Below are 24,389 nucleotides of genomic sequence, written 5' to 3' on the forward strand. Positions count from 1 at the left end.
GGTCTTCGACCTCAGTGCTGGGGCGCGGTCGAATCGTGCGGCTCGCCCTCGGCATTGGTCACGTCGGCAGCGGCTGCGGCAGCGTCGGCGGCCGTGTCGTCGAGGGTCTTCTCGGCGCTCTTGGCCGCTTCGCTGGCGGCACCCTTGGTGTCGTCGGCAGCCTGCGCGGCCTTGTCACCGGCGTTATCCACGGCATCGCCCATGTCGTCCGCAGCCTGCGAAACGTCTTCGGCAGCCGAAGTCACGGTGTCGCTGGCGGCATCCTGCGTCTTCTGCGAGCAGGCGGCCAGCGAAAGAGCCGCAGCGGCGGCAGTCACGGCGATCAGGGTCTTGCGCATGTGTTCAGTCTTCCCTCGTTGCTGAAGTCGTCGATTCCGGATGCCGTCCGCAAGATACGGTGCGGCGTTGGGGGGCCGATCTCGCTCCCGTTCAGGTCGCGCAGGATTAAGCCGCGACACGCCGCGTTTCAAGCATTCGCAGCGAAACGGCGAAATTGCGCCCCGGTTCCCCGCCCCCGCGAAGATTATCCCTGCAAAGATTGCAGTGGGTGCGCGCGCAGTGCGGTGCTGACGGGCCGCGCGGGCGCTGCTACGGGTTGTCCATGGATTCCAAGCAGCATCTCTATCTCGTCGACGGCTCGGCCTATATCTTCCGCGCCTATCACCGCCTGCCGCCGCTGACCAACCCGGAAGGGACGCCGGTGGGCGCGGTCTATGGCTATACGACGATGCTGTGGAAGCTGGCCGAGGATCTGAACAAGGCCGACGGGCCGACGCACCTTGCAGTGATCCTCGATGCCGGCAGCCACTCGTTCCGCAACGACATCTACGAGGATTACAAGGCCAACCGCCCGCCGCCGCCCGAAGACCTCGTCCCCCAGTTCCCGCTGATCCGCGACGCCACCCGCGCCTTCTCGCTGCCCTGCATCGAAGAAGTGGGCTTCGAGGCGGACGACCTGATCGCCTCCTACGCCCGCGCCGCCACGGCGCAGGGCTGGGATGTGACCATCGTCTCCTCCGACAAGGACCTGATGCAGCTGGTCGGCAAATGCGGGATCGGCGGTGGCTGTGTCGACATGCTGGACACGATGAAGAACCAGCGGATCGACATTCCCGAAGTGGTCGAGAAGTTCGGCGTCCCCCCCGAAAAGGTCGGCGATGTGCTAGCCCTGATGGGCGACTCGGTCGACAACGTGCCGGGCGTCTTCGGCGTCGGCCCCAAGACCGCGTCGAAGCTGATCCAGGACTACGGCGACCTCGAATCCGCGCTGGCCGCCGCGCCTTCGATGAAGAAGTCGAAGCTGCAGGAACGGCTGATCGAGCAGGCCGAACAGGCCCGCCTCTCCAAGGTGCTGGTGACGCTGAAGGAAGACTGCGTGCTGCCGATGGCGCTCGACCAGTTCAAGCTGGAAGCGATCCCGCCCGCGCCGCTGGCCGAATTTCTCGGCAAGCACGGCTTCACCAGCCTGCTCAAGCGCCTGGACCTCGGCCACGGCAGCCCCGAACGCACGACGCAGCTCAACCCGTCCAAGCCGGTAACCGCTGCCAACGGCCCGGACGAGGGTGCCGCGCGCCAGCCGATGCCCGAATGGCCGGCGGTGGACCGCAGCGCCTATGCCTGCGTTACCACCATGGCCGCGCTGGAGGAGTGGATCGCCCGCGCCGCCGCCGCCCATGTCGTCGCCATCGACACCGAAACCTCAGCGCTCGACGCGATGCAGGCGGACCTTGCAGGGATCAGCCTTGCGCTGGGCCCCAATGACGCCTGCTACATCCCACTGGGCCACGGCGGCACCGACATGTTCGCCGAAAAGCCCGAGCAGGTACCGCTGGCCGATGCCCTCGCCCGCCTGAAGCCGCTGCTGGAAAGCGATGCAGTGCTGAAGGTCGGCCAGAACATCAAGTACGACCTCAACGTCTTCGCCCGCCACGGCATCCACGTGGCGCCGATCGACGATACGATGATCGTGTCCTTCTGCCTCGATGCCGGCCGTTCGCTCGACGGGATCGGCGGCGGCCACGGCATGGACGAACTCTCCGAACGCCACCTTGGCCATACGACGCTGACCTTCAAGGAAATCTGCGGCACCGGCAAGAAGGCGATCCCCTTCGGCGAAGTGCCGCTGTCGCGCGCTACCGAATATGCGGCCGAGGATGCGGACGTCACCTGGCGCCTGCACGCCAAGCTGAAGCCGCGCCTGTCGGACGAGAGCGGCACCCGCATCTACGAGATGGTCGACCGTCCGCTGATCCCGGTCGTCGCCCAGATGGAGCGCCACGGCATCAAGGTCGACCGCGAGAAGCTGGCCGGTCTTTCCAGCCAGTTCGCCGAAGCCATCGGCGCGCTGGAGGCGGAGATCTTCGCCAAGGTCGGGCAGGAATTCACCATCGGCAGCCCCAAGCAGCTGGGCGACATCCTGTTCGACAAGCTGGGCTACAAGGGCGGCAAGAAGGGCAAGAGCGGCCAGTATTCCACCGACCAGTCGGTGCTGGAAAAGCTGGCGAACGATGGCGAAGTCGTCGCCACCAAGGTGCTGGAATGGCGCCAACTGTCCAAGCTGCGCTCGACTTATACCGAGGCGCTTCAGGCCGCGATCAACCCGAAGACGCAGCGCGTGCACACCAGCTATAGCCTGGTCGGCGCGCAGACCGGGCGCCTTTCGTCGACCGATCCGAACCTGCAGAACATCCCGATCCGCACCGAGATCGGCCGCCAGATCCGCGACTGCTTCGTGGCCGAGCCCGGCAATGTGCTGATCTCCGCCGACTATTCGCAGATCGAACTGCGCCTTGCCGCGCACATGGCCGATGTGCCGAGCCTCAAGGAAGCTTTCGCCAATGGCGAGGACATCCATGCGCGCACGGCGATGGAAATGTTCGGCACCGTGGACCGCGATACGCGCGGGCGGGCCAAGACGATCAACTTCGCCATCCTCTACGGCATCTCGCGCTGGGGCCTTGCCGGCCGCCTCGGCACCGAAGCGGACGAGGCGCAGGCGATGATCGACCGCTATTTCGAACGCTTCCCGGGCATCCAGCGCTACATTCACGAAACGCTCGAATCCGTGCGGACGAAAGGTTATTCGGAAACCCTGTTCGGCCGGAAGACCTGGTTCCCACGCATCAATTCGAAGCATCAGGCCGAGCGCCAGGGCAGCGAACGCGCGGCGATCAACGCCCCGATCCAGGGCACCAGCGCCGATATCATCAAGCGCGCCATGGCCCGCATGACCCCGGCCCTGACCGAGGCCGGCCTTGGCCACGTCCGCATGTTGCTGCAGGTGCACGACGAACTGGTGTTCGAACTGCCCGAGGGTGACGTGGCGGCAGCCTCCGACGTGATCCGCAGCGTGATGGCCGGCGCGGCGGAACCGTCGGTGAAGCTGGATGTGCCGCTGGGCGTGGAAATCGGTCACGGCGCCAGCTGGGGTGCGGCGCACTAAGCCTAACTCGCCTAACTCACCTCGCCGCCCCCGCGCAGGCGGGGGCCCCGCTACCTTTTTGCCCAGCCGCGCAAGAACAAGCGGGATCCCCGCCTTCGCGGGGATGACGAGGAGAGTTTAGGATGGTCGCTCCGTCAATCGGGGCAAAACTCCGGTGAAACGAGCGCTCCGGGGAAACTGTTGCACTGCAGCATAGTTTCCTTCCCATGATCGAGCTTATCGAACGCTACGTCGGCGCTTTGCCCGATTGGGCCGCACAAGTGCTGATCGCGCTGATCGCCGGCACCATCGGTGCCGCCATCGCGCTTGCCGCCCATGTCGTGCTGTTCCGCATTCTGCGGCATATCGTCCGCTCCAGCGCCAGCCAGTCCGACGACATTCTCATCGCCCGCCTCGCCCGGCCGACACGTTGGGCCTTCGTGGCGATGGGCATCGTCCTTGCCGCCCGGCAAACCCCAGCACTCAGCGATTTCTGGGAGCGGGTGGCGGGCTTCGTCATGCCACTGCTCACCGGATGGATCGCCATCGCCATTCTCCACTCCTTCGTGGAAGCGATGACCCTGCGCGCCGATATCTCGGTGGAGGACAACCGCAGCGCCCGCCGCCGCCGCACCCGCCTTGCCATCCTCAGCCGCATCGCGACGTTCGTGATCGTGTTCCTGATGGTCTCGCTGATGCTGTTTTCGATCCCCGGCGTGATGAAGGTCGGCGCCACGCTGATGGCTTCGGCCGGTCTCGCCGCCCTTGCCGTTGGTGCCGCCGCCCAGCCTGCGCTGAAGGCGCTGATCGGCGGCTTCCAGATGGCGCTGACCGAACCGATCTCGATCGACGATGTCGTCATCGTTGACGGCGAATGGGGCCGGATCGAGGAAATCCGCACGACTTATGTGGTGGTGAACTTGTGGGACCAGCGCCGCCTTGTGGTGCCGACCACGCGCTTTCTGGAGGATACCTTCCAGAACTGGACCAAGACTACATCGCAGCTGATCGGCACGGTGATGATCTACCTCGATCCGGCGACCGACATTGCCCCGATCCGCGCGGAATATACCCGCGCCGTCACCGGCCATAAGCTGTTCGACGGCCGCGCGCAGGTGCTCCAGATCACCGACCACAGCGCGCAGGCCATGGAAGTGCGCCTGCTGATGAGCGCGCGCGACGGGCCGACGCTGTTCGATCTGCGCTGCGCCATGCGCGAACACATGCTGGACTGGGTGCGCCGCGAAATGCCGGAGGCGCTGGTGCGTCGCCGCACCCTGCCGGTCGCCCCGGTGGAACTGGCCGCCGGTCCGTCCATCGCCGAAGCCGTGGCCGATCTGGGCGAGCGCCGGGCGTCTGGCTAAAGCGCTTGCGGCCAACGCGCTTGCGGTCAAAGAACTTGCGAGGCGCGCGGGACTGCGGCACTCGCAAGTACATGATCCGCTCCGCCGTAGCCGTCCTCGCCCTCCTTCTCACCGCGGCCACGCCCGTCCAGGCCGCACCGGTACCGACCTGCAGCTACCGCGTGGACGCCAGCTTCCCGCACGATCCCACCGCCTTCACCGAGGGCCTCTTCTATGCGAATGGCCTGCTCTACGAGAGCACCGGCCGCGAAGGCGCCTCGCGCATCATCGTGCGCACGCTGGAAGATGCCAAGCCGCTGAATGAGGCGCAGATCGATCCATCGCTGTTCGGCGAGGGCATCATCGACTGGAAGGACCAGATCATCAGCCTCACCTGGCGCGGTGGGCAGGGCTTCCGCTGGGACCGCAAGACGCTGAAGCAGATCGGCACCTTCAGCTACGAAGGCGAAGGCTGGGGCATGACGCGGAGCGGCAACGTGATCTACCAGAGCGACGGCAGTTCCAGCCTGCGCCTGCGCGATCCCGCCACCATGCGCCAGACCGGCACCCTGCCCGTCACCGCCGACGGCAAGCCGGTCGACAATCTCAACGAGCTGGAATGGATCGACGGTGAGATCTGGGCGAACATCTGGCTGACCGACCGCGTGGCGCGGATCGATCCGGCGACCGGACACATCAAGGCCTGGGTGGATTTCTCCGGCCTGCGCCGGGGCGATGGGGCCTTAGGCATGGATGCCGTGCTGAACGGCATCGCCTGGGATGCGAAAGGCAAGCGCATCCTCGTGACCGGCAAGAACTGGTTTGGGATCTATCAGATCACGCCGATCTGTTCGTGAACTGAGAAAAACCCAAAACCGATCCTCCCCCTCCGGGGGAGGTGGCAGTGCGAAGCACTGACGGAGGGGGCTTTTCGGCAGCGCCGCACAAGCCCCCTCCACCACCCATCAGGCGGTCCCCCTCCCCCGGTGGGGGAGGATTTGGGTCCGTCTTTGATTACTCCCCGTGCTTCTTCGGCCGGGTCGGCTCCACCATGCCCGGCGAGATGAAGCCCAGCGGAATGACTTCCATGGCGCGCTTCTTCAACTCGCCCTTCATCCGCCCGTATTCGGCTTCCATTTCCTCGGTTACCGTGGCCCGGCTGTCTTCCAGCGCCTCGTCGAAGTCCGCCTTGTTGACGGATTCCACATCGGCCCCGCGCTTGCGAATGGCGATCAGGCCGGCGCGGCGCACCACGTCTTCCAGATCGGCACCAGTAAAGCGCTCGGTGCGCGCCGCGATGTCCTTGAGCGAAACGTCGTCCGCCAAGGGCATCTTTGCCGTGTGGATGCCCAGGATATGCACGCGACCGCCCTCATCGGGCGTGCCGACATAGACCAGTTCGTCAAAGCGACCGGGACGCAGCAGTGCCGGATCGACCAGGGTCGGCCGGTTGGTCGCACCCACGAGCACGACCGACTGCAGTTCCTCCATCCCGTCCATTTCGGCCAGAATGGTGTTCACCACGCGCGCTGTCACTTGCGGCTCGCCCATCGAACTGCCGCCGCGTGCGGGCACAAGGCTGTCGATCTCGTCGATGAAGATGAGGCAAGGCGCCACCTGCCGCGCGCGGGCGAAGAGGCGGGCGATCTGCTGCTCGCTCTCCCCGTACCACTTGGACAGGAGATCGGACGACTTGATCGAGATGAAGTTCGCCTCCGCCTCCTTGGCCACGGCCTTGGCGAGCAGCGTCTTGCCGGTGCCGGGAGGGCCATAGAGCAGGAAACCCTTGGCTGGCCGGATGCCCAGCTTGCGGAAGGCCTCCGGGTTCTTGAGCGGCAGTTCGATGCCTTCCTGAAGCTTCTGCTGCGCCTCGTCCAAACCGCCGATGTCGGACCAGCCGATGTCGGGCACCTGCACCATCACTTCGCGCATCGCCGAAGGCTGCACGCGCCGCAATGCCTCCACGAAATCCTCGCGGATCACCTGAAGGCTTTCGAGCACTTCGGCCGGAATCGTGCGCGCTTCCAGATCGAGCCGGGGCATGATCCGGCGCACCGCCTCGATCGCCGCTTCGCGTGCGAGCGCGGCGATATCGGCGCCAACGAAGCCGTGCGTGGTGCGCGCCAGTTCCTTCAGGTCCACCCGATCGCCCAGCGGCATGCCGCGCGTATGGATGCCCAGGATTTCGCGGCGACCGTTCTCGTCCGGCACGCCGATCACGATCTCGCGATCGAAGCGGCCGGGCCGACGCAGAGCCTCATCAATGGCATCGGGCCGGTTGGTGGCCGCGATGACGACCACGTGGGCGCGGCTGTTCAACCCGTCCATCAGCGTAAGCAGCTGGGCAACAAGGCGCTTTTCCGCCTCGCCATGAACCTGGTCACGCTTGGGCGCGATGGAATCGATCTCGTCGATGAAGATGATCGCCGGCGCCGCCTTGGCGGCCTGATCGAACACTTCGCGCAGCGCCTTCTCGCTTTCGCCATAGCCGGATCCCATGATCTCGGGCCCGTTGATCGAGAAGAAGTTGGCCTCGCTCTCGTTGGCGACGGCTTGCGCAAGGCGGGTCTTGCCGGTCCCCGGCGGGCCATGCAGCAGCACGCCCTTGGGCGGGGCGACGCCCAGACGCGTGAACAGTTCGGGATAGCGCAGCGGCAGTTCCACCATCTCGCGCAGCTGGCGGATGGTGTCGCTCATACCGCCGACGTCGTCGTAATTGACGTCGCCACGCGCGGTATCGGCTTCCTCGAACAGCTCACGCAGTTCGACTTCGGTACTCTCGTCGATGTGGACGATACCGCGCGGCGTGGTGGAAACGACGTTCAGGCGGATCTGCGTCAGCGCGAAGGCCGGCGCATTGAACATGCGGCGCAGTTCGGGCGGAATGTCCGCAACTTGCTGCTGGCCGGTGGTGGCGACGATATCGCCCTGCACCATCGGGCGGCCGAAGAAGTTGCGCTTCAGCGCGGCGGATGGCCCCTGCAGGCGCATCTCCTTCTGCGCGGGCGCGAAGACCACGCGCTGCGCGGGCCGCGATTCCGCCTTGCGGACAGAGACATGATCGCCCGAGCCGACCCCGGCGTTCACACGCTGAAGGCCGTCCAGCCGGATCACCTCCAGCCCTTCGTCTTCCGGATAGGCAAGCACGGCACGGGCGACCGTCGCGGTCTTGCCGGTCACTTCCAGCACATCGCCTTCCATCGCCCCGATCGCCGAGAGCGAGCCGCGCGACAGCCGGGCTATGCCCTGGCCGCTTTCTTCCTGACGGGAGGCTGCCACTTGCAGCTTGGCCACCCGTTCGTCCACCTGGGTTGGGACTTCCGCCATGTGTGTCCTTTCAAGTTCCCGATGCTGGTCCTTGCGCCTCTGCCTCCCCGGATGGGCAAGGCAGATGCGGTGGGAACGTGATCAAGGAGCTAGGTATGCGGCTTCAGGATTTCAAACGGGTCAGGCTCAAGAATAATAAGGCCATGATACCGGGCAATGATGCCGGGAAAACCTCGAAGCGACGCAAACCGCATCCATTTCGCCGGAAATGGTGCTGTCTGCCGGGCACAAAAAAAGGCCCGGACGTTGCCGACCGGGCCGTGGAAGTTTTGGGAGAGGATGCCTGAAAGGCAGGTTCTGTATGCCCCCAGTCGCTCCATTGTGCAAGTGCGAAATGACCCGTTTTCAGTTGCAAAACTATCAACTTATGTTGCGCGACATCGAACTACACCGGGTAATTCCCAAAAAAATGCCTATTTTCTAATGTTTGGAAAGTGAATCGAGTCTCATGATTGATGCAATCGCAATCGGCTGGGCGATGGATCACGGCGCTTGGGAAAGCGTTGTCTGCTGCGACGCGAAATTTCCTTGCCTGGCTTAGTAATTGTCCCGCCAGCAAAATCGCGTTCGGCCCATACCGGACCGAATCAGGAGCATTCCCTGCAGGGCGATTCGCCATGCAAGAAGGCCGGCCCCACACACGTGGAGCCGGCCTTTCGTTCGAATGGCGGTATGTCAGTGCGCGAAAAGCAGCGCGGGCGCGCTCGCGTCGGCAAGGAAGTAGGCCGTCACGCCGCCGAACAGGAACTCGCGCATCCGGCTCTTGCCGTAGGCCCCCATCACCAGCAGTTCCGCATTGGCCGCTCGCACGGCAACGGCCAGAGTCTCCTCGGTCGAGCGGTGCCGCTCCAGTTCCTCGAACTCGGCGTGGATGCCGTGACGGGACAGGTACCGCAGCGCATCGGTCGCCGGAAAGCCGCCGGGCTTCTCGGTCACCGTCACCACTTTCACCGATTGGCAGCTGACCAGCAGCGGGATCGAGGCCCTGAGCGCGGCGGCCGACTGCTCGCCGCCATCCCAGGCCACGACGGCGCGGCGGATCGGCAGGCTGCCGGCGGGTTCATCGGGCAGTGCCAGCACCGGCGCGCGCGCGGTCAGCGCCACTTCGCCCACCATGCCGCTGGACCGCGATACGATCACGAGATCGGCCAGCCGTGCCGCCGCGGCCAGCGCGGGCACCGGATCGTCTTCGCTGCGGACAACCTCGAAAGGCACATCGCCGCGCGAAAGCCGTGCTTCCACCGCTTCGGCGGCGGCATCGTCATCAGCCCGCGCCCGATCCAGCGCCTCGCTGATCACATAGCTGCCGCCCATCGGATCCATGGCGATATAGCGTGAGACCGGAGTGTCGACGAGCACGGTGACATGGCCGCCAAGCTGCCGCGCCAGTTCGATGGCAGTATCGACGCGGGCATCGCTTGCAGGCTTGCGGTCGGCGTTCACGAGTATCGAGCGCATGGCATTCCTCCGTCTATGTCCGGTCCAGCTTAGGCCTATGATATGCCGCCGCCATGACCGAGATCAAAGCCTCAATAGCCCCGGCCGAATTTCCCGCATCCGCCTGAGCTTCTGGCGTTTTTTCAGTCCGGTACCCCATCGATCGAAAGCTGCGCGGCCCGCTCGAACAGGTCGAGCACGACAGCCTCGCGCTCTCGCGATCGGATCGCCGCCTCGAAATGGATGCGTCGCGCCGGCCGGGGCAGGATTTCAACCAGCGTCCCGCGGGCAAGTTCCCCCCGCACCATGGTTTCAGGCAGCACGGCGGCGCCCTGCCCGCAGGAGACGATCTCGATCAGCGTCCGCACATTGTTGCAGGTGTTCAGCGAGCGGGGCGTGGGCCCACCGGCCGCGAATGCCGCCAAAGTCACGGCGTGGAGCGGCGAATGGTCGGGCAGCGACCATACGGGCAGCGGATGCGAGAACCCACCCTCTGCTGCCACCGCAGGGCTCGCCGCCCAGACCAGCTCCACCGCACCGATCGGCGCGGTGCGGATGCCGGGACTGGCCACCGGCCCCGCCAGGAACACGATATCACGGGTACCGGCCAGCAGTTGCTGCAGCAGGCGCGCGGTCAGATCGAGTTCGACCTCCATGGTCACCCCCGGCCTTTCGCGCTCCACTGCGGCGATGAAGCCGGGCAGGCATGTGGCAGCTGCAATCTCCCCCGAGCCGATCCGCACGTTGCCGGTGGCGCCGGCGAAATCGCTGGCCTCCAGCAGAACCTGTTCCAGCCCTTGCCGCAGCGGTTCCGCCGCCTCCACCAGCCGCCGTCCCCGCGCAGTCAGCACCATGCGCCGCCCGTCGCGCTGGAACAACGACACGCCGAGCTGCTCCTCGATCTCCCGCACACGGGCCGAGATCGCGGGTTGGGTGGTATTGAGTCTTTGTGCCGCACCTGCGAACGTGCCGAGCCGATCGATCCACATGAGCGTTTCGAGGTGGAAAAGGGCGATGCGTTTCATAATACCTGATTATCGAATCCGATAAAAAACAATCGCTATTCGTAATGGGATTGGCTGTCTAGGTTCGCTCCAAACGGGAGAACAGCATGAACAAGATCTACCCCAGCGCCTCTGCCGCGCTGGATGGGCTGCTGAAGGATGGCCTGCTGATCGCCGCCGGGGGCTTCGGCCTTTGCGGCATCCCCGAACGGCTGCTGGATGCGGTGCGCGATTCGGGCGTGAAGAACCTGACTTTCGCCTCCAACAACGCCGGCATCGACAACGAAGGCATCGGCAAGCTGCTGCGCACCAAGCAGGTTTCCAAGATGATCTCGTCCTACGTGGGCGAGAACAAGGAGTTCGAACGCCAGTTCCTCTCGGGCGAGCTGGAAGTCGAATTCTGCCCGCAAGGCACGCTGGCGGAGCGGATGCGCGCCGGCGGCGCCGGCATTCCCGGCTTCTACACCAAGACCGGCGTCGGCACCCAGATCGCCGAGGGCAAGGAAGTGAAGGCCTTCCGGGGCGAAGACTATATCCTTGAAGAAGGCATCTTCGCCGATCTGTCGCTGGTGAAGGCGTGGAAGGCCGACGAAAGCGGCAACGTCGTGTTCCGCAAGACCGCGCGCAACTTCAACGTACCGGCCGCGACGTGCGGCAAAGTCTGCGTGGTGGAAGTGGAGGACATCGTCCCCACCGGATCGCTCGATCCCGACGGCATCCATCTCCCCGGCGTCTTCGTCCAGCGCTTGGTACTGGGCGCGCCTTACGACAAGAAGATCGAATTCACGACGACGCGTGAAAGGGAGACCGCCTGATGAGCTGGACTCGTGACGAAATGGCCGCCCGTGCGGCGCAGGAATTGCAGGACGGGTTCTACGTGAACCTCGGTATCGGCATCCCGACCTTGGTGGCGAACCATGTGCCCGCCGGCATGACGGTGACGCTCCAGTCCGAAAACGGGATGCTGGGCATCGGCCCGTTCCCCTATCCCGACGAAGTCGACGCCGATCTGATCAATGCCGGCAAGCAGACCGTCAGCGAACTGCCGCAGTCGGCCTATTTCGACAGCGCCACCAGCTTCGGCATGATCCGCGGCGGCCACATCGACCTGGCCGTGCTGGGCGCGATGGAGATTGCCGAGAACGGCGACATCGCCAACTGGATGATCCCCGGCAAGATGATCAAGGGCATGGGCGGCGCGATGGACCTCGTCGCCGGCGTGAAGAAGATCATCGTCGTGATGGAGCACAATGCCAAGAACGGCGATCCCAAGTTCATCCCGGCCTGCACCCTGCCGCTGACCGGCAAGAACGTGGTCGACATGATCGTCACTGACCTTGCGGTATTCCAGCGCCCCGATCACCAAAGCCCGTTCAAGCTGATCGAACTCGCTCCGGGCGTGACGGCCGACGAAGTCGCCGCTAAGACCACGGCGCATTATTTGACGTGAGAGTCGCGGCACCGGCCCACTCCCCCACCCGACCACCCATCAGGATACACTCGTGGGTGGTCGGGTGGGGGAGTGGGCCGGTGCCGCAAAATCCGCCTGCGGCGGATTTTCAAACAAAGGAGAGTTCCGATGGCATACACATTGATCACCGCCAATCGGAACTACTCCAGCTGGTCGCTCAGGCCCTGGCTGCTGATGAAGGCGCTCGGCATCGATTTTGCCGATCGGATCGAGCCCTTCGCCGCCGCCAACTACGAGGCATTCCGCAGCTTCTCGCCCACCGGCCAGGTTCCCGCGCTGATCGATGGCGAGCGGACGGTGTGGGATTCGCTGGGCATCACGCTCTATCTGGCAGACCGCCACCCCGGCATCTGGCCCATCGACGAAGCCGCGCGCGCTTTCGCGCAGTGCACCGTTGTCGAGATGCATGGCGGCTTCTCCGCCCTGCGCAACGACTGCACGATGAACGTCGGCGTGCGCGTGCGGCCCAAGGCGATGCGTCCGGCGCTGGTGCGCGATGTCGCCCGCCTGCGCGAGATTTTCAGCGAAGGTCTGTCCCGCTTCGGCGGCCCCTGGCTGGCCGGTGAAAGCTTCACCGCACTGGACGCCTTCTTCGCGCCGGTCGCCTTCCGCATCCGCACTTACGGCCTCGACGTCGGGACCTGCCAGTCCTGGGTCGATACCGTGCTCGACCATCCGGCGATGAAGCAATGGGAAGCCGAAGCGCTGGCCGAAACCTGGCGCGAGGAAGGCCACGAGGCGGAACTGGCCGAAGCGGGCGACGTGATCGCTGACTACCGCAACGCAGGCTGACCCGATGCGCGTCCTGCTGACCGGATCGTCCGGCTGGCTCGGACGCCATCTTGCGCCGCTGCTGACGGCGCAAGGGCACGAGGTTATCGGCCTCGACGTCGCACAGGGCGTGCATACGCGCATCGTCGGCTCCGTGGCGGATCGCGATCTGGTGTTCCAAACCGTGGCCCATCATGGCATCGAAGCGGTGATCCACGCCGGTGCGCTGCACAAGCCCGACATCGTTCGCAATCCGCGACAGGCCTTCATAGACACCAATGTCACCGGCACGCTCAACCTGCTGGAGGCCGCGGTCGAGGCGGGACACGCGCGCTTCCTCTTCACCTCCACCACATCGCTGATGGTCCACGCCGATGTGCGGGCCGGCGCGGGTGACGAAGGGGCGTGGTGGATGGACGAGACCTTCGGCCCGCTGGAGCCGCGCAACATCTACGGCGCCACCAAGCTGGCGGCGGAGAACCTGTGCCGCCTGGTCTCGCGCGAAACCGGCATGGCGGTGGCGATCCTGCGCACCGGGCGGTTCTTCCCGGAGGACGACGATACCTATGCGGTGCCGTCCGGCCCCAATCTCAAGGCAAACGAACTGCTGAACCGGCGCCTTACGGTGGAAGACGCCGCCCGCGCCCATCTGGCCGCGCTGGACCGGATTCAGGGCTGCGAGACTTTCGTGCTGTCCGCCCCGCCGCCGTTCACGCGTGAGGAGGCGGTGGAACTGGCCCACGATGCCCGCGCCGTGATCCTTCGCCACTTCCCGGACGCGGCGGAGCTGTACGCCCGGCAGGGCTGGGTTCTGCCCGAACGGATCGAGCGCATCTACGATCCCGCCAAGGCGGAACGCCTGCTGGGCTGGCGGGCGCAGACCGACTTTGCCGGTGTGCTGGACGCGCTTCGCCGGGGCGATCCCCTGCCCTATGCCCATGATCCGGAATGGATATCGCCCGTCTTGGGGCAAGCAATCTGAACGCAGCGTCTTGCCCGCGTCATCGCGCTGGCGCAGTCTTCGGCCCCGAATCCAAGCACGAATCCAAGCCCGAATCCATGGGAGACCCCTGCATGACCGATATCGCCCAGATCCCGCTGACCCGCATCGACGGCAGCGCCGACAGCCTTGCCAATCACGGGGGCAATGTCCTGCTCGTCGTCAACGTAGCCTCCAAGTGCGGGCTGACACCGCAGTACGAAGGGCTGGAAAAGCTCTACGAAGAATACAAGGCCAAGGGCTTTGAGGTGCTGGGCTTCCCGGCCAACGACTTCGGCGCGCAGGAACCCGGCACCGATGAGGAAATCGTCGAGTTCTGCCAGCTCAACTACGGCGTCTCGTTCCCGCTGTTCACCAAGGCCGACGTCACCGGCGATGCCAAGCAGCCGCTCTATGTCGCGCTGACCGACGCCATCCCCACCAAGCAGGGCGATGTCGAGGGCATGAAGGAACGCTTCAAGGGTTACGGCATGACCCCGAACGACGATCCCGAAGTGCTGTGGAACTTCGAAAAGTTCCTGATCGCCCGCGACGGTTCGGTCGCCGGCCGCTTTGCCCCCGGCACCGCGCCGCAGGATCCCCTGCTGGTCGATGCGATCGAGGCGCAGCTCGCCAAGTGAGGCCGCGCGGCGAGGGTTGAGCGTTCAATCCTCGCCGGTTGCCACCGGGCGCGACGGATCGGCAATCCACTCGCTCCACGATCCCGGATAGAGGCGCGGGGCGGCAAGCCCGGCGTGCGCCATGGCAAGGGCATTGTGACACGCCGTAACGCCCGACCCACAAGACAGGATCGCCGCCTTGCCGTCCAGAAGCGCCGTAAAGTCGGCGGCCAGCTGATCCGCCGGGCGGAAACGACCGTCAGGCCCCAGATTGTCGCGGAAGAAGCGGTTGCGTGCGCCCGGAATGTGCCCCGCCACCGGATCGATCGGATTGGGATCGCCGCGAAAGCGGGAAGGATCGCGCGCGTCCAATAGTTGCGCCGCCCCAGCATCGATATTCGCCAGAACGCCATCGGCATCGACGGGAACCGGCACCAGCGGCTCGCCCGCCTGAAAATCTCCGGGACGCACAGGTCCGGCATCGCCGGTCTCCATTGGGAGCCCCGCTGCGGCCCAGGCCTGCTTGCCGCCGTCCAGCACCGCAACCGGGGTGTGGCCCGCCCAGCGCAGCAACCACCACGCCCGCGCCGCCCATGCCCCGCCGCTCGAATCGCAGGCCACCACTTGCTGCCCTTGCCGCAATCCCTGCGCACGCAGCCACGCGGCGAACGCCACGCGCGAGGGCAGCGGATGGCGCCCGTTGGTGCCGTCCGGCGGGGCCGCGAGATCGTCGTCGAGATGGGCATAGCGCGCACCCGGCAGGTGGCCGGCGCGATAGGCGTCACGGCCCTTATCCGGCACGCCCAGCTCGAATTCGCAATCGAGGATCAGCACATCCTCGCCGGCGGCGAGCAGAGCGTGGAGATCGGAAACCGAGATGAGCGTTTCGTAAGCCATGCCAGCGTCTTAGCCGAGCAAGCGAGCGAAAAGGAACTCCTCGTCCCGCTGTTCACCGACCATGAAGTGAATGTCGGCGACTTTTCCGAAGCCATAGCGGGCGTAGAACTTCTGCGCGCCGTCGTTCCCGCTCCAGACCGAAAGCTGCACCTCGTCCGCGCCGTGATCGCGTGCAGTCTCGATCGCCCAGTCCATCAGGCCCGAGCCGATGCCCCGCCCGGTCGTATCGGGATCGGTATAGAGCTGCTTCAGTTCGATCACGCGCTGTCCCCGCGCATGTTCCGGCCAGCCGCAATCCATCACCAGCTTGCAGTAGCCGAGCAGCTTTCCGTCGGCCTCTGCCAGCATCACCCGCATCGCGGGATCGGCGATCTCCTTGGCGATCTTGGCTTCGCTGTGCGATTCGGCCAGAAAATTGGCGAGGTCGACGGCCGTGTACATGTGCCCGAACTTGGCGACGAAGCTGCGCACGCCCAGATCGGCAAGCGCGGCCGCATCCGCAGGCGTCGCGGGGCGCAGATCCATCACAGTTCCTTCGTCATGCAGATCGAGAAATCGTCGGCGACATAGTCACCGAACGGCGGACATTCCAAGAAGCCGGTGGCGCGATAGAGGCCATGGGCCGGGTGGAACGGTTCCGGCTTGCCGGTTTCCAGACTGACCCGCGCATAGCCGCGCGCGCGCGCCTCTTCCAGCAGGCGCAGCAGGATCGCCTTGCCCACACCCTTGCCGCGATATTCGGGATCGGCACGCATCGACTTCAATTCGCCATGCGTCTCGTCGAGATGCTTGATCGCGCCGCATCCGGCCAGTCGATCGCCATCCCACGCCGAAAAGAACGTCACGTCCGGTTGGCGCAGCCGTTCTACAGGCATGGCATGGACGCTTTCGGGCGGCGACCACTTGTGCATCTCATCAAGGTGGAACTGGAGAAGATCGAGCACGGCGCGACCGGAAAGGTCGTCTTCGATAATGGTCAGCGTAAGCGTCAAGAACTGTCCCCGGAATGCTTGTCTGCCTTGCGGCGGCCCATGCGCATGCCCGCTTCCAGCCGGCCGCGCAACTGCGTGTAATAGGCTTCCAGGAAGGCCCGTTCGTCATTCCAGCCATCGTTGCGATCGATCTTGTGCGCGATCGTCTGGTAGACGCTCTCGACCGCCTGCTCCCGATTTTCGCGCAGCACCCGCTCAAGCGCCTGCAGTTCGTATTCGCCGTAGACCGCCAGTTCCGCCTCAGTGAACCGGTAGGCAGGCCCGAAGGTGGAGGTGGAGGTGGAGGCGGAGGTGGAGGTGGTGGTGGTCAGGTCCTCATCCTCGCCCAGCGACGGCGGCGCAGTAACCGACAGCGCCGCCTCCAGCTTGCGGCGCGGCCGCTCCACCACCCACGATCCGGCAATCACGTCGCCCGCGCGCAGGCTGTCGCGGTTGAACAGTGGGAACAGCAGGAAGATCGCGAACCATCCCGCGGCCGAAAGCCAGCCCGCACCACTGCTGGCGCCCGCCGTCATGATGAAGACGATGGGCAGGAACAGCTCGATGTCCCGCAGCAGGTTGCGTGCGATCACCATCTCGGCAGTAAGCCGTCCGCCATCGCGCGCGGCGATGCGGATGCCCGCCAGCCGCTTGCCCGGTGTCGCCCCGCGCGGTCCCAGTTCGAAGAACAGAAAATAGGCGTTGCGAAACAGGAACATCGCCACGACCCACAGGATGAACAGGAATTGCAGGGCATGGCCCGCGGCGCTATTCGCCTCCAGCGCGCGGTCGATCTTGGCCATCCCGCCCGCCACGTAGACCAGCCCCACCGTCGTCGCGACCATCAGCACGATCATCACGATGAAATCGATGACCAGCGCGCCGATCCGCGATCCCCGACTGGCGACCGTGATCGGCAGGCTGATCCCTTCCGGCGTCACCAGCAGGCGATCGCGCGTGGAACTGCGGCGGCCGAGAGCTTTCGTTTTTGCTCTCGCGCTCATGCCCGGCCCATCCGGTTCGCACCGCCGCGAAAGGCGAAGAAGTAGGCGCACCACGCCGCCAGCATGAAGCCGCCGATCACGAAGCGACCGAATGTTTGGTCCACCATCTGGCGGGCGAAACCCTCCAGCAGCGCGGCGATCACCAGCATCAGCACGACGCCGGTCATCACCACCGCCGCGCGCCGCCCGGCCTCCGACGCCGCGCGCAGCACCGAACGATTGCCCGGAAACGCGATCGAGCGCCCGACATGCAGCCCGGCCGCACCTGCCAGCAGGATGGCGAAAAGCTCAGTTGTGCCGTGCACGGCCAGCCAGCCGAGCAGATCGACCAGCAGGCCCTTGCCGTTGTAGAGCCAGAGCAAGGCGCCCAGGCTGGCGGTATTCTGCACCAGCAACAGCAATGTCGGCACCCCCAGCGCGAAGCCGAGCGAGAAGGCCAGGATGGAGACTTGCGCGTTGTTGCTGAACAGCTGCGCCGCAAAGACGCTCATCCCGGATCGCCCGGAATTGCCGAACAGCGATGCGTGCAGGGCTTCGCGCGTCGCCCCGGGCACCCGGTTTCCGGCCATGTCAGGCGACATCAGCGAGAAGTACCACTCGGTATCGTGGGCAACCAGCAGCCAGCCGACCACCGTTCCCGCCACCATGACGGCAAGCGCGATCAGCACATCGACCCAGATCGACCGCACGGCGGCGCTGAGCCCCCCGCCCAAGAAGCCGCGCAGCCAGTCCCACAGCGACGAACGCGGGCCGTAGACGACGAACCACGCGCGCTGCACCAGCGCTTCGAGATAGGCGAGCGTCGCCGCATCGAGCGATGTTTCCCGCGCGATCGACAGGCTGGATGCCACCGTGCGGTAAAGCCCCGGCAAGGCCAGCAAGTCCTCATCGGAAAGGCGGCGATAACGCCCCTTTTCCATCTGCGTGACGATGGCTTCCAGCCGCTGCCAGTCCGCCTCGCGCTCCAGACGGAACCGGTCCGAACGCAGGGCTGCGCGGGCAATCGCCTGACTTTCCGCAGCGGTTGCAGTGGCGGACATCGCGTTCATCCGATCGCTCCCGAACGCTTGATGGCAAGGTAGGCATCGATCAGCCGGGTACCGACGGCACCGTGCGGGGCCTCGACCACCTGGACCCCCAGTTGACGAAGCTGGCGCGTGACCAGGGCACGCTGACGCAGCAAGAGGTCCGCAGAAACCGCCATCGACAGCGTCGGCATGTCATCCGGCGATGCCGAGGAGATTTCCTCAAGTTCCTGATCGGCAATGCTGACGAACAGCACCAGATGGCGCGCAACCAGCCGGCCGATCGATTCGATCATCAGTTGCGCGCTGGTGAGGTCGGTGAATTCGGAAAACACCACGATCAGCGACCGCCGCTCCAACCTTGCGGCAAGGGTAGCCAGCGCCAGGGTAAAGTTGGGTTCTTCGGAACGGTACTCCAGCCCGGCGGCGGCGCGCTGCAATCGGTGGAAATCGCGCGATGCGGCGACGAAAGGCGTCGACACCTCTGGCCGCGAGGCGAAACCGAACAGCGCCACCCGGTCGCCGCCCTTCAGCGCGACATACCCCGTCGCCAGCGCAGCGGAAACGGCGCGATCGAGACGCGGCATACCGTCTACCGGCTCACACATCGACTGGCCGCAATCGAACGCGAAGACGATCTGGTTGTTACGCTCCGCCTCGTACTCCTTGGCATAGAGATGGACGTGGCGGGCAGAGGATTTCCAATCGATCCGGCGGCGGTCCATCCCCGGCTCATATTCGGCCAGCGATTCGAATTGCGTCCCCTCGCCGCGGATACGCCGGGCCAGCACGCCGAATTGCGCATTCTTGAGCAGGATCTGCAAGGCCGGGGAACGCACTGCCGAAATATTCGGCCAAACCCTTACGCTCTCGTCCAGATCGCCGGCAATCTGCCGTGCACCCAGGCCCAGCGGCCCGGTCCAGCGCAGCCATGTACCGCTGACCTTGCCGGTGCCTCGCCGCGAAGGGCGGAATGGCGATTGCCCCTGCCACCCAGCCTCAGCGCCTGCCCCGCCGCCTGTGTCTGCCTTTTCCAGCGCGAACGTCGCCCGCCCATCGGCGACGAGACGCGGATCGCAGGCGAGCGCCACTTCGACGCGTGACGCCCGGCCGCCGCGCAAGTTCACACCGGCCTGCAGCATCGCCTCGGCCCCTACTTCGACATCGCCCGGCACGGTCACGCGAAAGTCGTCCAGTCGCCCGGCCAGCAAGGCATCGATGAAGACCAGCAGCAGCACCACCAGCCCGGCGACCGGCGCGGCAATCCACGCCTCAGGCCGGGTGGCGCCGATGACCAGCGCCACCGGCGCCGCCAGCGCCAGCAGCGCCGCCGCACGCACCGTGGGAACCAGGGGGGCGAAGCGCAGGCTCATCGGTTCAGCGCGGTGCCTCGGTCTGATCGACCAATTGGGCAACCAGTGCCGACACCTGCTTGCCCTCGATCTCCGCCGCCGGGCTGAGCAGCAGGCGGTGGCGCAGCACGCTGGGGGCCAGCGCCTTCACATCGTCCGGCACGACGTAGTCACGGCCGTCCAGCGCGGCGCGGGCGCGGGCAGCGCCGGCCAGCAGCACCGCCGCGCGGGGCGAAGCACCACTGGCAAGATCCGGGCTTTCGCGCGTGGCGCGCACCAGCCGCACCACGTAATCGATCACGCTTTCCGCCAGCTTTACCTGCGACACGGCGAGAGTGGCGGCCTCCAGCATATCGCGGCCGACGACCGGGGTGACACCGCATTCGGCCGGAGTGGGAGCGCCGCGATTCTCCCCGAAGCGGGAGACGATACGCAATTCCTCGTCATGGCTGGGATAGGCGACATCCAGCTTGAACAGGAAACGATCCAGCTGCGCTTCCGGCAGCGGGTAGACGCCCTGGTTCTCGATCGGGTTCTGGGTGGCGACGACCATGAAGTGGTCGGGCAATTGGTGCGCGGTGCCGTCCAGCGTGACCCGGCGCTCCTGCATCGCTTCCAGCAGCGCCGCCTGGGTCTTGGGCGGGGTGCGGTTGATCTCGTCCGCCAGCAGCAGGTCGCAGAAGATCGGCCCGCGCGTCAGCGTGAACTGGCTGGTCTGGAAGTTGAACAAGTTGGAGCCCAGGATATCGCCCGGCATCAGGTCCGGCGTGAACTGGATGCGGCCGAAATCCAGCCCCAACGATGCCGCAAAGCACTGCGCCAGGAACGTCTTGGCCGTACCCGGCGGGCCTTCCAGCAGCACGTGACCGCGCGCCATCAGCGCGATCAGCATGTGCTCCACGGTCTCGGCCTGGCCGACTACCGCCTTGGCGATCTGCGCGCGAATGTCGGCCGCGATCGCGGCGACTTGCGCAAGGTCGCTGCCGTATTCGGCAGTCTGGGCATCGGTCATCGGGTCAACATCCTTTCGAGCGCATGGAGATCGCGCGCTGCCTTGACGAGGTCTTGCGGGCGCCGCGCCTGCCGAAGGCGGGCGGCGATCACGGAAAAGGGTTCGGCGGACGGGTCACGCGAATGCAGCGCCCGATCGATGGCGGCATCGGCCTCCGCGCCGTCCAGCGTGCGCGGCAGCGCCAGTGCGCGGACCAGCCGTTCCCGCGCATGATCGGCGTAAGGCCGCGCGATCAGATGCACGCGGCCGGTGCGGCGCACTAATCCAGCGGCATTGGCCACCAGCGCGCGCTTGCCGAAAGCGATCGCTCGGCCGCTCGTCTGCGCCGGCCCGAACCGCAGGAACGCCCGCCAGCCCAGCACCAGCGCCGCCAGTAGCAGACACAGCGTGGCCGCGAGGAAGGGCGGCGTGAAGGCCAGTGTCAGCAAGTTCTGCGAGCGCCCGAAGCCGTTGAACGTCAGGTCGAACGTGATCGTGTCGCCCGGCCGCAGATCCCCGGCGGCAACCAGCGCATCGATCAGCCGCGCCGCGCGCACGTCCGCCATGCCCCAGTTGTCGACCAGATCCGGCTCGAACACCAGGATGATGGGATAGAGGCCCTCGTCGGGCTCCTCTATCGACGACGACACGCCGGAGGCCTGTTCAAGCTTGGGATAGAGCCCCTCGTCGGCGATGAAGCCGGCCAGGATGTGCCCGGCCCCGTCCCGCACCAGCGGTGCCACATCGTCTCCGCCGCCCCAGCTGATGGTGCGGCCGGGAAGCGTGCCGGCCAGGTCCAACCCGGCCCAGCCCGGCTTGCCCTGACCCTTGACCGGGAACTGGCCGACGGTGACGTCGTCCAGAAAGCCCTTCCATTCCGCCAGTTGCGTGCCGCCCAGATTGACCCAGCCCTTTTTCGCGCCCTTTTCCAGCTGCGCGCGTGTGGCGGGATAGGCATACCACTTCGGCGTGATGATGAGCGTGGGCCCGATACGGCGGCGCAGCGAGACGATCTTCTGGAGATCCTTGCCGCTGGCATAGGCGGGCGGCGTCAACACCAGCAGGCCCGGCTTGTCCAGCGCGCCGACATTGCGCGACTTGCGCACGGCATAGCCGCGCCGCTCCAGAAAATTCGCCATCGCCGCATAGCCATTGAGCCCGCGCCCTTCGGCGTGGGCTCCGCCATCGTTGGTCTCGCTGAAGCCCGTACCGGTGCCAATCATCCACAGCAGCGCGAAGAACAACGCGCAGCCGAGCAGGACGATCGCCAGAACCGACCAGCGGGAGAACGGATTGGCGCCCACGGCAACCGTCTCGATATGCGGATCGCTGCCGTTCATGCGGAAAACCGGACTTGCGCGAATTCGGCATAAGCAGCGCGTGCCGCCGCCCAGTCCTGCGCATCCAGTTCACGCAGCGCGAACCGGCTGCGCTCCACCCGCTGGGCAATGGTCGCGAAAGCATGGCGCCCTTGTTCGGGGAGCGCCGGCAGCATGGCGATTTCGCGCGCGGTGCTGGCCGGGTGAAGCCATTGCGGCCGGCTGGCGCGAATCTGCTGCACGCTGCGGCGGAGCAGAAGGTGCGTCGCTTCGGCGAAACGCCCCTCCGCCGCAAGGCGGTCGGCATCGGACAGCAGGGCGCTGGCCTCCGCCTGATCGGGCACCCATGCCGCCACGGCTTCGTCCTCCGGCTTTGCCACGCGGTCGAACAGCATCGGGCCGAACAGGCGCCAGAGCACGAACAGCACGAGGAGGACGGCCAGCCCGAGGAGGATGTATTGAAACACCGGCCAGGACATTCCGAGCATCTTGCCGATCGGCCCAAACACCGCTTCCAGCCATTCGCCCAACGTGCGCAGCCATTCCGGCGTTTTCGGTATCGGCGTGCGAACCGCCTTTATCGGGGCATATTGGATATCCGCCGTGCCGCGCACGGCCGCCCAATCGGCCGCAGCGTCGCTTGCCATACCCCGGCCTGCGGTCGCACCCGCCACTTGACCCCCACCGATTGCCACGGCCGGGGTGATTGGCACGGCCTGCCGCCCCAGACAAGCCGCCCCGCGTTAACAATCTGTCCGTGCAGCGATTTTCCGCCGCCCAAACGAAGCCGCAGCCGGATCGTTCAGCCGCGCGGACGTGCCTGACGGTAAGTGCCGAGTGGACGCACGTACTTGCAGTGGAAGGCCAGCTCCTGCAGTGCCGAATCGACACGCGGATCGCCCGGCGCGCCTTCGATATCCGCATAGAACGTCGTCGCCGCGAAGCTGGCGCCGATCTGATAGCTTTCCAGCTTCGTCATGTTGACGCCGTTGGTGGCGAAACCGCCCAGCGCCTTGTAGAGCGCGGCGGGGATGTTCTTCACCTCGAAGATGAAGGTCGTCATCGCCTTTTCGCCCTTCAGCGCGAAGGGATCGAGCGGTTCGCGCGCCAGCACCACGAAGCGCGTGGTGTTGTCGGCCGCGTCCTCGACATTGTCCTCGACTATCTTGAGGTCGTACAGCTCGGCCGCCAGCTTCGGCGCGATGGCGCAGGCAGAAGGATCGCCCAGTTCGCGCACCAGCGCGGCGGCGCCGGCAGTATCGGCATAGGCCATCGGCACGATCCCACGCTCGCGCAAGTAGTGGCGCGACTGGCCCAGGCCCTGCGGGTGGCTGTAGGCGGCGGAGAACGGTCCATCGCCAAGCGCCATTAGCGCATGGTGGATCGACATGAAATGCTCGCCCACGATCGACAACCCGCTTTCGGGCAGCAGGAAGTGAATGTCCGCCACGCGGCCGTGCTGCGAATTCTCGATCGGGATGATCGCCCGCTCGGCCCGGCCTTCCTTCACCGCATCCAGCGCGTCCTCGAACGAAAAGCACGGCAGCGGCAGGCTCTGGGAATCGTACTCCAGCGCGGCGCGGTGCGAATTGCATCCGGGCGCACCCTGAAGCGCCATCGCCCGGGCGGGATCGGCAGCGGCAGCCTCCACCATGCGGGAGACAAGGTCGAGCGCGGGTTTGGGATAGGAATTCATGACGATGGCGCGCTTAAGCGGCATTGCGTCCAACCGCAATGGCTCTTGCGCTAACTTGCGGGCAACATTAGGACCTCGAAGCCAAGAGGATCAACATAACAATACCCGGGGCAGTCAGGACATGGACGATCGTTTCAACACCATTGCCGGGTGGACTCTGTTCGCCGGTATCGTGGGTCTAGGTCTTACCAGCATCAGCTCGCATTACTTTCGCGCAGACAAGCACAACCGTCCCGAAACGATGGGCTACGCGATTGAGGGCGTTGAGGAGACGTCCGAGGGTGGCGCCGCCGAACCGCCGATCGAGGCGCTTCTCGCCACGGCAGACGCGGCCAAGGGCCAGGCCACCTTCGCCAAGTGCCAGTCCTGCCACACGATCAACGCAGGCGGCGCCAACGGCATCGGCCCCAACCTTCACGGCGTTGTCGGTGAGAATATCGGCCAGGGCGTGGGCGGCTTCGCCTTCTCCGACGCGCTGAAGGGCGTGGGCGGCAAGTGGGACTTCGACAAGCTGAACCAATGGCTCAAAAGCCCCAAGGCCTTCGCCCCCGGCACCAAGATGACGTTCGCCGGCCTTCCCAAGCCGGAAGATCGCGCCAACGTGATCGTCTACCTCAATTCGCAGGGATCGAACCTGCCGCTTCCGGCCGCGCCTGCTGCCGGCGCTGCGGCCGCTCCGGCGAAGGGTGATGCTCCGGCAGCCGATGCCTCCGCCGCGCCCAGCGGGGAAGCGAGCGCCGCCGCGCACTGATCATCCCGTA

At 65.8% G+C, this 24,389-nt stretch carries 24 protein-coding genes; 10 read left to right on the top strand and 14 right to left on the bottom strand.

What is annotated here, in order from left to right; translation table 11 throughout:
- Positions 1-11: 11 nt before the first annotated feature.
- On the bottom strand, positions 12-338 hold the full coding sequence (locus tag ACZ1JC_RS09875; RefSeq protein ID WP_465137024.1) for a hypothetical protein: 327 nt from the start codon (positions 336-338) through the stop codon (positions 12-14).
- Positions 339-601: 263 nt separating this feature from the next.
- On the opposite strand from ACZ1JC_RS09875, the gene polA reads away from it, so the two are divergent.
- From polA to ACZ1JC_RS09890, 3 genes are all read left to right on the top strand, one after another.
- Positions 602-3,442 (top strand): DNA polymerase I, encoded by a 2,841-nt coding sequence (gene polA / locus ACZ1JC_RS09880; protein ID WP_465137023.1) that lies wholly within the window; start codon positions 602-604, stop codon positions 3,440-3,442.
- 206 nt (positions 3,443-3,648) lie between these two features.
- A complete protein-coding gene (locus ACZ1JC_RS09885; protein WP_465137022.1) occupies positions 3,649-4,785 on the top strand; it encodes a mechanosensitive ion channel family protein in 1,137 nt (378 codons plus the stop codon).
- Positions 4,786-4,856: 71 nt separating this feature from the next.
- Complete coding sequence (locus tag ACZ1JC_RS09890) at positions 4,857-5,621, top strand: glutaminyl-peptide cyclotransferase (protein ID WP_465137021.1); 765 nt, start codon at positions 4,857-4,859, stop codon at positions 5,619-5,621.
- Positions 5,622-5,778: 157 nt separating this feature from the next.
- Here the strand turns inward: ACZ1JC_RS09890 and ACZ1JC_RS09895 are convergent, their stop codons facing one another.
- Complete coding sequence (locus ACZ1JC_RS09895) at positions 5,779-8,091, bottom strand: CDC48 family AAA ATPase (protein WP_465137020.1); 2,313 nt, start codon at positions 8,089-8,091, stop codon at positions 5,779-5,781.
- Between the two features lie 95 nt (positions 8,092-8,186).
- Here ACZ1JC_RS09895 and ACZ1JC_RS09900 point away from each other — a divergent pair, with 95 nt between their 5' ends.
- Complete coding sequence (locus ACZ1JC_RS09900) at positions 8,187-8,378, top strand: hypothetical protein (protein WP_465137019.1); 192 nt, start codon at positions 8,187-8,189, stop codon at positions 8,376-8,378.
- A gap of 388 nt (positions 8,379-8,766) precedes the next feature.
- Here the strand turns inward: ACZ1JC_RS09900 and ACZ1JC_RS09905 are convergent, their stop codons facing one another.
- Both ACZ1JC_RS09905 and ACZ1JC_RS09910 read right to left on the bottom strand, forming a co-directional pair.
- Entirely contained in the window at positions 8,767-9,549 is a 783-nt protein-coding gene (locus ACZ1JC_RS09905; protein ID WP_465137018.1) for a universal stress protein, read from the bottom strand.
- A 122-nt stretch (positions 9,550-9,671) separates the two neighbouring features.
- Positions 9,672-10,553, bottom strand: a complete 882-nt coding sequence (locus ACZ1JC_RS09910) for a LysR family transcriptional regulator (protein ID WP_465137017.1) — start codon at positions 10,551-10,553, stop codon at positions 9,672-9,674.
- An 86-nt stretch (positions 10,554-10,639) separates the two neighbouring features.
- On the opposite strand from ACZ1JC_RS09910, the gene ACZ1JC_RS09915 reads away from it, so the two are divergent.
- The 5 genes from ACZ1JC_RS09915 (at position 10,640) to ACZ1JC_RS09935 (ending at position 14,394) form a co-directional block, all read left to right on the top strand.
- Positions 10,640-11,347, top strand: coding sequence for a CoA transferase subunit A (locus ACZ1JC_RS09915; protein WP_465137016.1), 708 nt, complete (start codon positions 10,640-10,642; stop codon positions 11,345-11,347).
- Positions 11,347-11,982: a CoA transferase subunit B gene (locus tag ACZ1JC_RS09920; RefSeq protein ID WP_465137015.1), complete on the top strand. Its 636-nt coding sequence runs from the start codon at positions 11,347-11,349 to the stop codon at positions 11,980-11,982. The genes ACZ1JC_RS09915 and ACZ1JC_RS09920 overlap by 1 nt, the downstream gene beginning before the upstream one ends.
- 129 nt (positions 11,983-12,111) lie before the next feature.
- Positions 12,112-12,795: a glutathione S-transferase family protein gene (locus ACZ1JC_RS09925; protein WP_465137014.1), complete on the top strand. Its 684-nt coding sequence runs from the start codon at positions 12,112-12,114 to the stop codon at positions 12,793-12,795.
- Positions 12,796-12,799: 4 nt separating this feature from the next.
- Entirely contained in the window at positions 12,800-13,756 is a 957-nt protein-coding gene (locus tag ACZ1JC_RS09930) for an NAD-dependent epimerase/dehydratase family protein (RefSeq protein ID WP_465137013.1), read from the top strand.
- A gap of 92 nt (positions 13,757-13,848) precedes the next feature.
- Positions 13,849-14,394 carry a glutathione peroxidase gene (locus tag ACZ1JC_RS09935; RefSeq protein WP_465137012.1) on the top strand — a complete coding sequence of 182 codons (546 nt, stop codon included), beginning with the start codon at positions 13,849-13,851 and terminating at the stop codon, positions 14,392-14,394.
- Between the two features lie 24 nt (positions 14,395-14,418).
- Here ACZ1JC_RS09935 and ACZ1JC_RS09940 read toward each other — a convergent pair whose 3' ends face one another.
- The 10 genes from ACZ1JC_RS09940 to ACZ1JC_RS09985 form a co-directional block, all read right to left on the bottom strand.
- The gene (locus tag ACZ1JC_RS09940; protein WP_465137011.1) at positions 14,419-15,270 is read right to left on the bottom strand and encodes a sulfurtransferase; all 852 of its coding nucleotides are present in this window, start codon (positions 15,268-15,270) and stop codon (positions 14,419-14,421) included.
- A gap of 9 nt (positions 15,271-15,279) precedes the next feature.
- Positions 15,280-15,795: an N-acetyltransferase family protein gene (locus ACZ1JC_RS09945; protein WP_465137010.1), complete on the bottom strand. Its 516-nt coding sequence runs from the start codon at positions 15,793-15,795 to the stop codon at positions 15,280-15,282.
- A complete protein-coding gene (locus tag ACZ1JC_RS09950; RefSeq protein WP_465137009.1) occupies positions 15,795-16,262 on the bottom strand; it encodes a GNAT family N-acetyltransferase in 468 nt (155 codons plus the stop codon). The genes ACZ1JC_RS09945 and ACZ1JC_RS09950 overlap by 1 nt, the downstream gene beginning before the upstream one ends.
- Positions 16,259-17,245 (bottom strand): RDD family protein, encoded by a 987-nt coding sequence (locus tag ACZ1JC_RS09955; protein ID WP_465137008.1) that lies wholly within the window; start codon positions 17,243-17,245, stop codon positions 16,259-16,261. The genes ACZ1JC_RS09950 and ACZ1JC_RS09955 overlap by 4 nt, the downstream gene beginning before the upstream one ends.
- The gene (locus ACZ1JC_RS09960; RefSeq protein WP_465138632.1) at positions 17,242-18,285 is read right to left on the bottom strand and encodes a stage II sporulation protein M; all 1,044 of its coding nucleotides are present in this window, start codon (positions 18,283-18,285) and stop codon (positions 17,242-17,244) included. Before ACZ1JC_RS09960 ends, ACZ1JC_RS09955 begins: the two co-directional genes overlap by 4 nt.
- A 5-nt stretch (positions 18,286-18,290) precedes the next feature.
- On the bottom strand, positions 18,291-19,643 hold the full coding sequence (locus tag ACZ1JC_RS09965; RefSeq protein ID WP_465137007.1) for a DUF58 domain-containing protein: 1,353 nt from the start codon (positions 19,641-19,643) through the stop codon (positions 18,291-18,293).
- A gap of 4 nt (positions 19,644-19,647) precedes the next feature.
- Positions 19,648-20,634, bottom strand: coding sequence for an AAA family ATPase (locus tag ACZ1JC_RS09970; protein ID WP_465137006.1), 987 nt, complete (start codon positions 20,632-20,634; stop codon positions 19,648-19,650).
- A complete protein-coding gene (locus ACZ1JC_RS09975) occupies positions 20,631-21,953 on the bottom strand; it encodes a DUF4350 domain-containing protein (RefSeq protein ID WP_465137005.1) in 1,323 nt (440 codons plus the stop codon). Before ACZ1JC_RS09975 ends, ACZ1JC_RS09970 begins: the two co-directional genes overlap by 4 nt.
- A complete protein-coding gene (locus tag ACZ1JC_RS09980; protein WP_465137004.1) occupies positions 21,950-22,579 on the bottom strand; it encodes a hypothetical protein in 630 nt (209 codons plus the stop codon). Before ACZ1JC_RS09980 ends, ACZ1JC_RS09975 begins: the two co-directional genes overlap by 4 nt.
- A gap of 155 nt (positions 22,580-22,734) precedes the next feature.
- Entirely contained in the window at positions 22,735-23,628 is an 894-nt protein-coding gene (locus ACZ1JC_RS09985; protein ID WP_395334241.1) for a prephenate dehydratase, read from the bottom strand.
- Positions 23,629-23,749: 121 nt separating this feature from the next.
- Between ACZ1JC_RS09985 and ACZ1JC_RS09990 the strand changes: the two genes are divergently transcribed.
- Positions 23,750-24,379 carry a c-type cytochrome gene (locus ACZ1JC_RS09990; RefSeq protein WP_465137003.1) on the top strand — a complete coding sequence of 210 codons (630 nt, stop codon included), beginning with the start codon at positions 23,750-23,752 and terminating at the stop codon, positions 24,377-24,379.
- Positions 24,380-24,389: the final 10 nt, after the last annotated feature.

The sequence above is a fragment of the Sphingomonas sp. BL-S-28 genome (genome assembly GCF_055521515.1).